This is a genomic window from Halobellus marinus, assembly GCF_032113415.1.
GTDB classification, from domain to species: Archaea; Halobacteriota; Halobacteria; order Halobacteriales; family Haloferacaceae; genus Haloquadratum; species Haloquadratum marinus.
This window is the reverse complement of sequence record NZ_CP134946.1, coordinates 2403332-2416855: the sequence shown is the minus strand read 5'-3', so window position 1 is coordinate 2416855 and position 13524 is coordinate 2403332. Positions and strand designations below refer to the sequence as shown.

The 13524-nt window shown below is 61.4% G+C and carries 13 protein-coding genes; 5 read left to right on the top strand and 8 right to left on the bottom strand.

What is annotated here, in order from left to right:
* Positions 1-156: 156 nt before the first annotated feature.
* Complete coding sequence (sod, locus tag RJT37_RS12045; RefSeq protein WP_313684751.1) at positions 157-756, bottom strand: superoxide dismutase; 600 nt, start codon at positions 754-756, stop codon at positions 157-159.
* Between the two features lie 158 nt (positions 757-914).
* On the opposite strand from sod, the gene RJT37_RS12040 reads away from it, so the two are divergent.
* Entirely contained in the window at positions 915-1301 is a 387-nt protein-coding gene (locus RJT37_RS12040; RefSeq protein WP_390209034.1) for a DUF2237 family protein, read from the top strand.
* 10 nt (positions 1302-1311) lie between these two features.
* Here the strand turns inward: RJT37_RS12040 and RJT37_RS12035 are convergent, their stop codons facing one another.
* The 3 genes from RJT37_RS12035 to folP all read right to left on the bottom strand — a co-directional run bounded on the left by RJT37_RS12035 (position 1312) and on the right by folP (position 4969).
* A complete protein-coding gene (locus RJT37_RS12035) occupies positions 1312-2793 on the bottom strand; it encodes a cryptochrome/photolyase family protein (RefSeq protein WP_313684747.1) in 1482 nt (493 codons plus the stop codon).
* A gap of 93 nt (positions 2794-2886) precedes the next feature.
* Entirely contained in the window at positions 2887-3567 is a 681-nt protein-coding gene (locus RJT37_RS12030; RefSeq protein WP_313684745.1) for a 6-hydroxymethylpterin diphosphokinase MptE-like protein, read from the bottom strand.
* 157 nt (positions 3568-3724) lie between these two features.
* On the bottom strand, positions 3725-4969 hold the full coding sequence (gene folP / locus RJT37_RS12025; protein WP_313684743.1) for a dihydropteroate synthase: 1245 nt from the start codon (positions 4967-4969) through the stop codon (positions 3725-3727).
* Positions 4970-5448: 479 nt separating this feature from the next.
* Between folP and RJT37_RS12020 the strand changes: the two genes are divergently transcribed.
* Positions 5449-5778: a DUF5827 family protein gene (locus RJT37_RS12020; protein WP_313684742.1), complete on the top strand. Its 330-nt coding sequence runs from the start codon at positions 5449-5451 to the stop codon at positions 5776-5778.
* Between the two features lie 23 nt (positions 5779-5801).
* Here the strand turns inward: RJT37_RS12020 and RJT37_RS12015 are convergent, their stop codons facing one another.
* Entirely contained in the window at positions 5802-6380 is a 579-nt protein-coding gene (locus RJT37_RS12015) for an MBL fold metallo-hydrolase (RefSeq protein ID WP_313684741.1), read from the bottom strand.
* A gap of 149 nt (positions 6381-6529) precedes the next feature.
* Here RJT37_RS12015 and thyA point away from each other — a divergent pair, with 149 nt between their 5' ends.
* Together thyA and RJT37_RS12005 are read left to right on the top strand one after the other, a co-directional pair.
* Positions 6530-7528 carry a thymidylate synthase gene (thyA, locus tag RJT37_RS12010; RefSeq protein ID WP_313684740.1) on the top strand — a complete coding sequence of 333 codons (999 nt, stop codon included), beginning with the start codon at positions 6530-6532 and terminating at the stop codon, positions 7526-7528.
* Positions 7525-8034, top strand: coding sequence for a dihydrofolate reductase (locus tag RJT37_RS12005; protein ID WP_313684738.1), 510 nt, complete (start codon positions 7525-7527; stop codon positions 8032-8034). The genes thyA and RJT37_RS12005 overlap by 4 nt, the downstream gene beginning before the upstream one ends.
* Before the next feature lie 93 nt (positions 8035-8127).
* On the opposite strand, the gene RJT37_RS12000 is transcribed toward RJT37_RS12005, so the two are convergent.
* The 3 genes from RJT37_RS12000 to RJT37_RS11990 form a co-directional block, all read right to left on the bottom strand.
* On the bottom strand, positions 8128-9783 hold the full coding sequence (locus RJT37_RS12000; RefSeq protein ID WP_313684736.1) for a histidine kinase N-terminal 7TM domain-containing protein: 1656 nt from the start codon (positions 9781-9783) through the stop codon (positions 8128-8130).
* Between the two features lie 153 nt (positions 9784-9936).
* Positions 9937-10320, bottom strand: coding sequence for a response regulator transcription factor (locus RJT37_RS11995; protein WP_313684734.1), 384 nt, complete (start codon positions 10318-10320; stop codon positions 9937-9939).
* Positions 10321-10752: 432 nt separating this feature from the next.
* Positions 10753-12027, bottom strand: a complete 1275-nt coding sequence (locus tag RJT37_RS11990; RefSeq protein ID WP_313689887.1) for an IS4-like element ISH8C family transposase — start codon at positions 12025-12027, stop codon at positions 10753-10755.
* A 138-nt stretch (positions 12028-12165) separates the two neighbouring features.
* On the opposite strand from RJT37_RS11990, the gene RJT37_RS11985 reads away from it, so the two are divergent.
* Complete coding sequence (locus RJT37_RS11985; RefSeq protein WP_313684733.1) at positions 12166-12939, top strand: dihydrodipicolinate synthase family protein; 774 nt, start codon at positions 12166-12168, stop codon at positions 12937-12939.
* Positions 12940-13524 lie beyond the last annotated feature (585 nt).

The following is a 13524-nucleotide window of genomic DNA, read 5'->3' as shown; positions in this document are numbered from 1 at the left end:
CGCAAAAGGCTACGCAAGACTCAGATCCCGATTTCAGTGTTAGATCCTCACAGTTCGATGTGGCTGCCGCGATGCCTGTAGTCTCGCTCGGTGAGCGGAGCTATTGGATTGATCGGCGCCAAAAAATATCGGGGTGTGCGACAGCGACTCGTCGCGTTACTCGAAGAGTTCGACGGCCTGCTCGTAGCGGGCGCTGGGCTCCTCCCAGTCGACGACCTCGAAGAAGTTGTCGATGAAGTCGCCGCGGGCCGGACCGTAGTCGTGGTAGTAGGAGTGCTCCCAGACGTCCAGCGCGAGCACCGGGTGACTGCCCCAGAGTGCGCCTTCGTCGTGGTTGTCGACGACTACGTTGCGCAGCTGGTTCGAAAAGGAGTCGTACACCAGAAGCGCCCAGCCACTTGCGCTGGATGCTGCGGCCTCGAACTCGCCCTTCCAGGCCTCGTAGGAGCCGAAGTCCTCTTCGATGCGGTCGGCGAGCGCCCCGGTGGGCTCGTCGCCGCCCGCCGGCGACATACTCTGCCAGAACAGGTCGTGCAGGATGTGTCCGCTGCCGTTGTGGGTGACGTTCCGAATCGCACCCGCCGACGACGAGAAGTCCCCGGCCTCGCGGTTCTCGGCGAGCGTCTCCTCGGCGGCGTTCCAGCCGTTGACGTAGCCCTGATGGTGCGTGTCGTGATGCCACGTCAGGACCTGTTCGGAGATGTGCGGTTCTAAGGCGTCGTAATCGTACGGGAGGGGATCGAGTTCGTAGCTCATAATTGTACCACCATCTCCTACCACGGGCGGATTCCTGTTAAACGTTAAGAGAGGTGTGCTAACATGTTTACACAGCTGCGGCGGTGAGACTACTTCCGGTTCCGTCACGGCAGGACCAGAGTTTTGCCGAGTCCGGCCCTGGAGCCAGTATGGCACGGATGAGCAATGGCACCCCCGGGACCGACGAACGGAACGTCCGTGGCGACCCGCTGGAACCCTGCAGTCGCGATCCCGAGACCGGCTATCTCAGGGACGGCCACTGCCGGCACCTCCCTCGGGATCCGGGGCGCCACGAGGTGTGTGCGGAACTCACAGACGAGTTCCTGCAGTACAGCAAGCGCCAGGGAAACGATCTGATCACCCCGCGGCCGGAGTTCGGTTTCCCCGGATTGTCGGCGGGCGATCGCTGGTGTCTCTGCCTCCCGCGCTGGCTGGAAGCCCACGAGGCCGACTGCGCGCCGCCGGTCGTGTTGGCGGCGACCAACGAGGCCGTACTGGAGCGCGTGTCGCTGTCGACGCTCGAGGCAAACGCAGTCGAGAAATGAAATAAAAGCGTCAATCGTCGCCGCGGGCCGCCTCGAACATCGAAAGCGCCGCTTCACGCCGTTCGCTGTGGTCGACGATCGGTGCCGGGTAGTCCGGCGCGACACCGTGGCGTTGCGTCGGCGTCAGATCGTCCCACTCGTGGATCAGATCCGCTTCGGCGTCGCGCAGTTCGGGCACGTGGGTTTTGATGTACTCGGCGTCGGAGTCGTATCGTTCGCCCTGTGTCATCGGGTTGAAGACGCGGAAGTACGGTTGAGCGTCGGTCCCCGTCGAGGCTGCCCACTGCCAGCCGCCGTTGTCGTTTGCGGTGTCGTGATCCGCCAGATACTCCCGGAAGTGGGCGTAGCCCTCGCGCCAGTCGATGAGTAGGTCCTTCGTGAGAAACGACGCCACGATCATCCGGACGCGGTTGTGCATATACGCTTCCGATTTCAACTGCCGCATCCCGGCGTCGACGATCGGATACCCGGTCTCGCCGTCCTTCCAGGCCTGCAACTCCTCGGGATCGTTGCGCCACTCGATGTCGTGTTCGTACTCGCGGTAGTTCCCTGTCACCACATTCGGGTTGAAAAACAGGACGTGCGTGTAGAACTCCCGCCACGCGAGCTGTGACTGAAACTCCTCGATCGAGTCGATCCGCTCGTCGTCGGGATCCGCGTCACCATTTGTCTCCACATCCACGATCCGCTCCCGTGCCGACTCGGTCGCCGCGTACACCTCACGGACGCCGATCGTTCCGAATTTCAGATCCACGGAGAGCCGGGAAACCGCGTCGCGGGTCGGATAATCACGGTCCTCCTCGTACCGGTAGATGCCGTCCGCACAGAAGGCCTCCAGGCGCTCCCGGGCGGGTTCGGTGCCCGCCTCCGGAACGTCGGCGTCGGGGTCCTCGAACCCCAGTTCTTCGATCGTCGGGAGATCGTCGCCCGAGACGTCCGCGAGCGTCTCCGCTCGCGGGGGCGAAACCGGATCCGGCTTCTCCCGCGCCTGCCACTTCCGGCCGAAGTAGGTAAACACCGAGTAGGGGTCGCCGTCGTTGGTCGTGATCGATCCTGGCGGGTGGATGATATCGTCGTGGAACGACTCGCGCTCGACGTCGTGCTCGTTGAGTGCCCGCCTGACGGCCGCGTCGCGCTCGCGGGCGAGTCCGGAGTAGTCTCTGTTCCAGACCACCCGCTCCGCGTCGTAGGTCGCCGCCAACTCCGGCAGCACCTCCGCCGGATCGCCCGATGCAACCACGAGATCCGAGCCGCGCTCGCGGTACCACGAACGGAGCGCCGAGAGCGAATCCAGCATATATCGAACGCGGGGGTTGCCGGCGTGTTCGAGGACGTCGTCGTCGAAAACGAACACCGGGATAACCGTCCCTCTCGGGGCTGCTCCGTCTGCGTCGCCAGGGGACTCGGTGTTCCCGGCTGCTGCCGCGGCGGCGGATGCCAGCGCGCGGTTGTCCGCCGCCCGGAGGTCCTGCCGGTGCCAGTGAATCTGCATACCGGCAGGAAGGGCGCCCTCGCCGTCAACGTAACGGCAGCTTTCCGGGAACAATGGCGTCGCGACGGGAACGTCACCGATCGGCCCGGCGGATCAGTCGCTGATCGGCTCGATTTCGTCGCGGCGACCGTCGAGCACCGCGAACCGTTCGTCGCGACGCCGTTCCAGCAGCTCCAGTAACCGTTCCGCCCAGCGGAGCTTTTTCGCTTTCGCCGCCGATACCGATGGGTCCTCGAAGTCCCAGCCCACGAACTGGAGTTCCGCGGCGTCGAACTCGTCGGCCAGGAACGCCGCCCTGTCCCCGTCGGTGAAGCCTCCGAAATTGTAGACGGCACCGACAGGCTCGGCCTGCGTCGTCGCGAGGACGTGCGCCTGGTCGAGTCGTGGCAGCCACGTCTCAAGCAACGGGATGTTATCGCCGTGAGCGTGGGCCGCGACCGGCGTCCCCGCCCCCGTCAGATCGCGCGCCGTCTCCGGATTCTTGTCGAGGTCCGTGACGAACAGATCCACGTCGTAGCCGGCATCAGCGACTGTATCGGCCGCCGTCGAGGCAGCGAAGATTCGGTCGGCGTCGGCTACGCGGTCGACTTCCCTTGGGAGCGAAGGACCCGCTCCCACGACTGCGACCGTCTCGCCCGTGCAGTCGAGGCGCTCCAGATCGAACGGCGTCGCCGACGCAGCGAGTACGTCGCGGGCGCGTTCGTCTCCCGTCCGCGGGTAGCCGAAGTCACGGAGGATCGACTCGTAGATCGGTTCCCAGGTTTCGAATCGCATAGCTACGGCTCACGGGTGTTACGGTGCGGGCCGGAATGGCACCAAGTACCCCTACCCGCGTGCCCTTCCGGCGTCCAGTCGGCCCATTTTAAACGATCCGGCATAAGTTTTCTCGTGTCTGTGCGCGTCTGACGCACCCCTACACCGACAGACCGGGTCACGCGAGCGACGCGGAGATCCGCCGCAGTGCGTCTGCGAGCGCGGCCGACTGATCGTCGACTGCGTCGTCGAGTGCGGTGAAGGCACGCGGTGTCCCGAAGACCACAGCCGTTCGACCGGTCGAATCGGTTGCCGAGAAATTCCCGTTCCCGTCGGCCAGGACGGACTGATTCGGGGCTTCCGAACCCGCCGAAACGACCGTCACGCCAACCTCTGCGGCCGCCGTGGACAGAACGCCGACGTCCCCGTCGGACAGCCCCGTCAGCTCGAACACGCGAACGACGGCCGTCGCTGATGCGGCCCGTGGATCGCTCTCGCCACCAGCCGATTCGGAACTTCCGCCAATGCGTTCGAGATGGCGTTCGGCCTCCCGCGTCGTCGTCACGTCCAGTTCCTCGATACCGACGTCGCCCGTCCGGTGATCCCGGAGCCGATCGCGGGCGAATTCCTTGCCGATGAGTGCCGCATCGCGCGTCTCGGCCACGTCGTGCGTCCGGATGATGTGAGCCCCTCGTTCGACCGCCATCGACGTCGCCGCGAGCGACACCGGAAGCGCCTCCTCGGTCGACCGGCCGGCGACCGACCGGAGGAAGTTCTTCCGGTTGATCGACACCAGAATCGGGTAGCCGAGGCCCCGGAACTCCCGAAGTCGCCGGAAGGTCTCTCGGTCGTCGTCGAGGGTCTTTGCCTCGGACCAGCCGCCGAACGCCGGGTCGACGATGGTCTTGTCGGTGAACCCGTTCAGGCCGAGCGCCTCGTAGATGTCGTCGACGTCCTCGATCGCCCCCGGTCGGGTGAGATCGGGCGGCGACGCCATCTTCGCGACCGCGACGTCGTGCGCAGAACAGACTCGCGGCATCTCCGGATCCGCGAAGCCGCAGATGTCGTTGACCATATCGAAGCCCTGTGAGAGCGCCGCGTCGGCGACTTCGTGGTAGCGTGTCTCGATCGAGAAGATTGCGTCGCCGGAGACGCTTTCGAGCGTTTCGACGGCGGTGTCAAGGCGGTCGAGTTCCTGCTCGGCCGAGAGCACCTCGAATCGCTTGTTCGCGGATTCGAGGCCGATGTCGACGATGTCGGCCCCCTCGTCGATCAGTTCCCGGTCGACGTATTCGGCGGCGTCGCCGGGATCGTCGAAGACGCTCGGATCGTACGGTGATTCCTTCGAGACGTTCAGCACGCCCATAATACGTGGTGGGTGTTCGTCGCCGATCTTCAGGCCGGCGGCGTCCACAGTTCGCATACCCGATGGAAGGACGGAGGGCACATATACTGACTGGCCGATTGCCGGCCGGCGGCCCGCGGGCAGATCTACCGGCGGGACAAGGTGAGTGCCTCGGGGCTTGACCCCGAGGATGAAACAGACACGATTATGACATAAGCCACCGTATCTTATAGCACAGTTGCGACGTGGGTTAAGGACCTTAATCCGAAGCAACTGCGCGCAGTTGCAGAGAAATGCGACACCTCTCAAAACCCACGCCGAAGGCGTGGTGCGACGGGTGTTGTCGGGCGAGGTGGAGTCGCTGACCCTCACGGACGCACCGGGCGTTCGGGTGTTAATTTCAACCGACCCGTTTCGGGGAGGCCGAGGGGAATTAAATTCGCCTGCGTCTGTCCGTCCGTTTCTGGACGACACAGACAAAACGGTGAAGCCTCGGGGCTTGTCCCCGAGGTACTTCACTCGGCGGGACTTTTATCGTCCGCCGACAACGGTGCAGTATGCCGAAGCCGAAAGACGACTTCGAGACGCTCTACCCGTACCGCCTGTACGAGCCAACGGAGATCCTCGATCCGGAGTTGATGTACACCGTCCCAGAGATCGCACGCCTGCTTCAGGGCCTCGATCCAGCAACGGAACTCGACGCCGACACCGAGGACCGCGTCGTCGCGTGGACGATTCCCTGGTTGATACAACACGCCGACACGCTGGTGATCAACGATCCCGTCGGCGACGAACCCGGATACTTCGGCCTCGCGGAGGATGCCGACGAGGTCGACGAGATCCCCGAAGACGCCGACGAGACTCGGACGGAGGTCTTCGACGGATAACGGGGCGCCGAAACGACGCCTGATCAGCGGGTTCGCGCCGCTCTTGCTGCGAGTTCCAGATCGTCGCCGGGGCGCTCCGTGATGGTCGGCCCGTGACCGACATACAGCGCGGTCAGTTCGTCGTCGACCGTGTCCCGGAGCCTGTCGATACTCTCGATGAGGGTCTCCCGGTCGCCGCCTTCGAGATCGGTACGACCGAACGATCCGTTGGCGAAGACGAGATCACCCGCGAAACAGACGCCCGTCGAACGGGCGTAGAAACAGAGGTGGTCCGGCTTGTGGCCCGGGGTGTGCAGCGCCTCGTAGTCGTCGTCGCCGATCGGGACGATCTCGCCGTCGGCGACAGCGTTGTCAACGTACTCGCTGCCTGGGTCGAATCCCCACGTCTCGACGTCGAACGCCTCCTTCACGGCCGGCACCTTCTCGACGTGGTCCGGGTGGGTGTGGGTCAGATAGAGGCGATCCAGGGAGTCGACGTGGTCTCTGATCCGCGCGACGACGTCGAAGTTCGCGCCCGCGTCGATCAGTGCGGTCGTGTCGCCGGTGGCCAGAAAGACGTTGGCGGTGAACGCCTGGACGTCGCGTGCGAGATTGTGAATCACGGGCGTTGATAGCGGACGGGCCGACTTCCCTCTTTCCGATCCCACCCGTCACAGCGGGATATCGCCGCTGGATCGAACGCGCCCGGATGTCTCACCTTCCGGATACGAACAATCAAGATTCCGGGCCGCGGAGTGACGATCAAGACACGATGCGTCAGTATCTCGATCTCGTTCACGACGTGCTCGCAAACGGGGGCTACAAGCCGAACCGCACGGGCGTCGATACGATCTCGGCGTTCAGCCGCCACTACCGGGTGGATCTCTCGGAGGGCTATCCGCTCCTCACGACGAAGGACCTCTCCGGGAGCCGGTGGAACTCGCTGATCCACGAGTTCGTCTGGTATCTCTCGGGCGAGGAACACATCCGCAACCTCCGTGAGGAGACCGGCATCTGGGACGCCTGGGCCGATCACGAAGGCAACCTCGACACCGCCTACGGCCGTTTCTGGCGTCGGTTTCCGGTTCCGGAGGAGGGATTGCCGGGCGAGTCCTGGCCCGACGACGATCACCGCTGGATCAACGACGAAGGGACGTTCGACCAGATCGCATACGCCCTGGATCAACTGCGCGAGAACCCCAACTCCCGGCGGATCGTCGTCAACGCCTGGCACCCCGCCAACGCCGCCGTCTCGACGCTCCCGCCGTGTCACTACACGTTCGTTCTCAACGTCCAGGGCGACGAACTCAACGTTCACCTGCATCAGCGCTCCGGAGACGTCGCTCTGGGAATCCCGTTCAACATTGCCGCGTACGCGCTGCTTGCAATCGCAATCGCTCAGCGGACGGGATTCGACCCGGGAACCTTCGCCCACTCCGTCGTCGACGCACACGTCTATTGTGGGTCCGGCGAGCGCGGTGAGTGGTACGCGGACAATCTGGACGCGCTGCAGTCGCGGCTGGCGGCGATAGAGGATCGGAGCGACTACCGCGACGTCAAGAAGTGGCTCGATGAGACGGCGCCGCCGGAGCCGGAGGACAAGGAGCGATATGATCACATCCCCGGGCTGCTCGAACAGTGTTCCCGGGAGCCGCGGGAGCGGCCGACGATCGACGTCGCGGACGTCCCACTCGACGACCTCACGTTCGCGGACGTCGAACTCTCGGGGTACGACCCCGCGCCGGGGATTCGCTTTGCGGTGGCCGAATGACCGCCGACGTCGAGATCGTCCTGATCGCCGCCGTCGCGAACAACGGAATCATCGGCCGCGACGGCGAGATGCCGTGGCACTACGGCGAGGACCTCCGCTTTTTCAAGCGGACCACGACCGGGCATCCGGTGATCGTCGGACGGAAGACCTACGAGGCCGTCGTCGCGGCGCTCGGCGAGCCGTTTCCGGAGCGGACGACAGTCGTGCTCTCCTCGCAGTCACTCGATCTCCCGGCGGGTGCGGTACTGGCAAATTCCGTCGAAGAGGCCATCGAGGCCGCCGCTGCCGACGCCGAGGACCGCGGCGTCGACACGGCGTACGTCGCAGGCGGCGGTCGCGTCTACGAGCAGTTTCTCCCGTATGCAGACCGGCTGATACTCACCGAACTCCACGAATCATACGAGGGTGACACCGAGTTTCCGGAGTGGAACGAGTCGGCGTGGGAAGAGACGGGCAGAGAATCGAGAGCGGCCTTCGATTTCGTGACCTACGAACGGCAGCCGTGACGGACGATCTCCCGGAATGGCTGCGTGTTTTGACTTTCGGGCGCGGTTGAGTTTCGGCGGCCTTCGGTCTTCGAGCGTCGCGACCTCGGGTTGCTATTCGGCGACGAACTCGACGTCGGTTATCTCGAACCGTGCGCCACCCCTCGACCCGTTCTTCACCCGGATCTGCCACTCGTGGGCCTCGACGATCTGTCGCACGATATTCAACCCGAGTCCCGTTCCCTCGTCGCTCGTCGAGAAGCCCTCCTCGAACACCTGGTCGAGCCGGGATTCGGGGATCCCGTTGCCGTCGTCCTCGACGTAGAACCCCTCAGGGAGCTCTCCGACAGTGATCGTTACGTCGCCGCCGCCGTGTTCGATCGCGTTCCGGAAGAGGTTCTCGAACGCCTGTCGGAGCCGGCTAGGATCCGCCGCAATCGTTCGCTCGATGTCGGTCTCGATGGTGGCCTCGGGTGATTCGATCGTCGCCCAGGCACGGGTGGCAAGCTCTTCGACTGAAACGGCCTCCCTGTCGCCGACGCTCCGTCCGCCTCGGGCCATCGCGAGGAGATCCTCGATCAGTTCGTCCATCCGGGCGTGGGCGTCCGCGGCGGCCGTCAGGTGCTCGCTGTCACACTCTTCGCGAGCCAGCTCGAGCCGTCCCTGGGCGACGTTCAACGGGTTCCGGAGATCGTGTGAAATCACCGAGGTGAACTGATCGAGGCGCTCGTTTTGGGCGGCAAGTCGACGTTGCTGCAGTTTGAGGGTCGTGACGTCGTTGATGACGACAACACGACTGTCCCGTCCCCCCTGGCCGGGGTTCGTCGGTGTCACGGACACCTCGTAGTACCGCGTTTCGGACTCGGAATCGTCGATCCTGATGATCTCCTGGATTCGCCCTGTTCCGTCGACGAGATCGGCGAGGGCAGTCGTGGGAACGATCTCCCGAAACCGCGCGCCGATCACGTCCTCGGAGACGCCGAACAGTTCCATTCCGGCCCCATTGATATCCACGACTCTGTCGTGTCTGTCCAGCACGCAGACGGCCGACGAGATGTTCTCGAACACCGTTCGGAGAGCGACCGGGCCGACTTCGGCGAGGCGATAGCGGAACATCGCCACCCAGATCGCGCTTACCGTAACCAGGAGTGAAATCGGTGTGAAATCAGCGGTCATCAACTGCAAGGAGTGAGGAATGTTCGCCGCCCACGGCGCTGCGACTGCGATGATCAGCATCGCACTCTGGCGCCGGTAGAGATTCGGTGCGGTGACGACGTATCTGAGGAACAGAAACGACCCGAACAATAGCAGTACGTACGTGAACACGACGAAAGCCAGAAATCCCGGCCCCGGAGTCGTCGAGAGTCCTGCGGGCACGGGGGCCGAATAGTCGATCCGGGCCCAGTAGAGATGGTGGCTCGGATTCGTCCAGACGAGGAGTAGAAACCCTCCGGCGAATCCACCGAGAACGGCGGCGGCACGCGTCGGAAACGACTCGACGTAGCCAGTGTAGAGGACCGCGAGGAGGACAAACCCGACCGGTGAGGCAACGATCCCGAAATACGATATCTGCAACCATCGCAGTTCGGCTATCGGTGTCGAGACGGTCACGAGTCCGAATGACCCGCCTGCCCAGACTACCGCGGCAACACAGGTCAGGACCAGCGGGCGTGCCCCGAGAATCTCGCGGTGAGCCCACGCGGAATACGCGATGCCGACGCCCAATATACAGGTCACCGCGAGCAGCGTCAGATATACTATTTGTAACATCTTTTCAGTCAGTTGTTCCCGAGACAGCCATCCCCTCCCCCGGACGAAATTGTTGAATACACTAACTGTTACTTTCGCTATTCAACGAGACGGTATAAAAGGCTGTCTGGGCACGACTGCACCGATGGGTAGTTTGCACTTTTTTCACGTAAGTCAACACCAGTGCTCCAACACGGTTTCTGTGACCTGTTCGACGGACGGTGGTTTTGTCAGATAGACGTCCGGGTCGACGGAGAGATTCGATTCGGCGTCGACGGCCGAAATAATGCCGACTGGCGTCTCATATCCCTCGTTTCGAACCTCACGAATGACTTCTTCTCCGCGTAAATCCGGCATTCGCCGATCGAAGAACGCGAAGTCGATGTGATCGCCGAATTCCTGCAGTGCGGTTTCGCCACTCGTGGCAGTCACGACAGTAAACTCCGCGCTGTACTGTGCCTCATAGAGGGCCGTCAGTTGCGGGTCATCGTCGACAAACAGGACCGTGGGTTCTGCCTCGTCCGGACTGGAACCATCTGCTGATTCCTGTATGGCCATACTATCAGTATTGGTTACGGAAACCTGACGCTCCGACCTACAATGTTAGGATTAAAATCAGATTACAGTTTGTTGTTCTGTCGGGATGTCGAACGCATATTTCGTTGACTGCGAAGGCCAGTCGGAATTAAATTCCCTCTGCCAGCTGAGCGCGCCGTCTACCGTCCACACTCTATCAATGTAGTGATAAGATATCGGAAGCGCCATTCCGAGTAATGAGAACGCTATTTGTTTGCCGCAGGCGGGGATTCGAGTCGCAGCCTCGCGTGTACATTCTCCGGAGGCTCTTTTCGACTGACTCCCCTCGTTTTATGTGCAGTATCGTTCGTAACAAACGTATGGATCCGAATCTCCGCGCACTCGAGGGCATCTCGCCGCCGCTTGCGACACCGATGGTCGACGGGGAGATCGACTGGAACCATTCGTCTTTAGCTAAGACTCACACCTCGGTTGTGTAGCGGTAGCGAGCGTCTCCTGTAAGATCGGTCGTTGTTGGTGGATCTTCTGAGCATCCTCGATCAGCCGCTCCAGCAACGGCGGTGGCGAGTAGCCAAGGTACTCTCCGAGTTCGTGGAGGATGAGCTGGGCGTGCGACCGGAAGGTCGCCGCCCAGCGTTCCGGCGGAAACACGATCTCGTCGTCGGCCTGCTCGGTGACCAGATCCAACAGCTCACGACTCACCAGCAGTGACAGCAACGCCGCATACAGCAGAATTTTCACCACATCCGGGTCGCTTGTGTCGAACTCGTCCAACTCGTACTGCGTCTTCAGTTCACGAAACAGCGTTTCTACCTCCCACCGACACCGATACAACGTTGCTAAATCCGCCGGGAAAAACTCCTCTCTCGGCAGATTCGTGATGTACAGGTGGTAGTCGTCGGCGTCCTCGTCGCGGACGCCGACGACGCGGAATCGCTTCGTATCCAGCGAGCGCGTTCCCTCGTACTGGCCCCGCTTGAACTCCGCTTCGACCTCTACGTCGATGTACTTCCGCGAGAGATCATCGACCACATCGTGGATCTGCTTACCCTCCAAGGGAATGGCGCGCCCGCGCCATTCCCGCAATTCCTCCGTTATCAGCGGATTCGCGTTCTCTTTCAGCCGACTCACGAAGTAGCCGTCGTTCTCATCGATCAACGCGAAGCGGCGGTACTTGAAGTACGCTCGATCGAACAGAACGAGCCGTTCTTGTAGCCACGATCCCGTCTTGAACAGCGTGCTGTCGTGCGTTTTCTCGTCCGTCACGTCGATCCGTTCAATCGTCTCATCGGTGGCGTTGTGGAGCAGGTGGAGCTTCGCTCCAGCCTGCTCCTCGTGACGGGCTTGGAACTCATCAGAAAGGAACTCGTGTAACCGCAATACCGTTCCATCGGCGATCATCACGTCCCTGAATCGGTCGATATCAGCGTCAACGGTGTCGGGAACAGCGACCTCGTCGAGACCATGCTCGACGAGGTCGCGGAGGTACTCCGCCAGCGTTGGTGTCAACCGGTGATAGAAGCCACCGGGAGAGATCGTTTCATCAGCTGTTGAGTTGTAGCAGCGTCTGAACCCGGCGAGTGTTCGGCTCTCGCCTGCGGCGAAGCCGAACACGAGCGCCCACACGAGAACGGGAATCTGAAGCTTCCCCTCACGCTCGACCACGCCGAGTTCCTCGGCGTGCTCTTCGAGGAACTCGGAGGGAAACAGTGTAGTGAGCCGACGCATAATTCTCGATGAGGAGGCGTCTTGGTACACACTTGCCGCCTCCTCATTCCTCTCGAAAAGAAGCCTCGATAAGCCGCTGCTGTCACGCGGTTTCTCTCTTAGCTAAAGACGGATGTCGACTGGAACTCTTTCGAGCAGTTGCTCGCGCACGTCGGCGACGGCGGCGTCAGCGGCGTCTTCCCGTGCGGGACGACCGGGGAGTCAGCGAGTCTGACTCGGACAGAGCGACGACAGTTAGTCGAACGGACTATCGAATCCGTCGGGGCGGATACCCCGGTCATTGCTGGTGGCAGCGGGACGAACGTCGCTGAGACCGTCGACTGGATCGAAACGCTTGCCGACATCGGCGTGAACGCTGCCGTCGTCACCGGGCCGTACTTCCACAACTCGAACCGGGAACCGGGACTCGAACGATTCTTCACGAGCGTCGCTGACAGGAGTCCGCTTCCACTGATTCTGTACAATATCCCGTCGTGTGTCGGTGAATCGATTCCGATCGAGACTGTCGCTTCGCTCGCCACTCACGAGCAGATATCCGGACTGAAGGATTCCAGTGGTGACCTCGCTTACGGCCTTCGGGCGAAGCATCAGACGCCGAAGGACTTTCTGCTTTTCCAGGGGTACGACCCGCTTTTGCTCCCCTCCTTGCGAATGGGGTTCGATGGAGGAATCAACGCGCTCGCGAACGTGGTTCCCTCCGTGTATACCGAACTCTATCGGACGACAGCCACCGAGGACGCTGCACACCAGCATCATCGGATGATCGAACCCCTTTTCGAGGTGTGCAAGCGGGACGGGTTTGCCCCCGCGACGAAAGCATTGCTCGTCGAACGCGATATCATCGCTTCGTCCGACGTGCGACCACCGTTGACTGCAACCGATGTCGATAGTGACCTGAAAATACCCCCCTAAAGAACATAGACCCCTGGAGGGTAGCACCCGATACTATCAAATTGCGTAGTATATTATTATAAAGTAATTAAAATACTCTGTATTTGATTGTGGCTCTATAATGCCTCAGTAGGCCTAAATTCGCGTTACAATAGATGAGTATTAAAAAGAGAATTGATAAATACGATAAAGTATCATTTTTCATATAAAAATGTGATACGATAAGCCCAGTTCATCGTAACAAATGTACGTTTGGTAGCTATACTTAGAACTATATAAAAAAGAAATCGGGGGCATAAAAACGACCCGTAATCCCATAAACTGGGATATTTATAAGCTAACCCTGTTTTTGTCCTCACGAGACCGACAGCCAAAACGACAGACCGGTTCAATCGTCCCAATTACTGAAAGAACGGTACTGACGGAGTTATTCTGCGGAACGGATGCTTCGATATGTGATGTTTCGGTTGGATCCTTCCGGTGGGCTCGTCGAACAGTTTCGAATCGATCAGCTGCAGAACTGACCTGAGTCGCCTGACAGCGAGGACTCGATAGTTGAGGAAAAACGTCCCACGCGTAGTCGTATTTAGTGGTTCCATTCTGGGG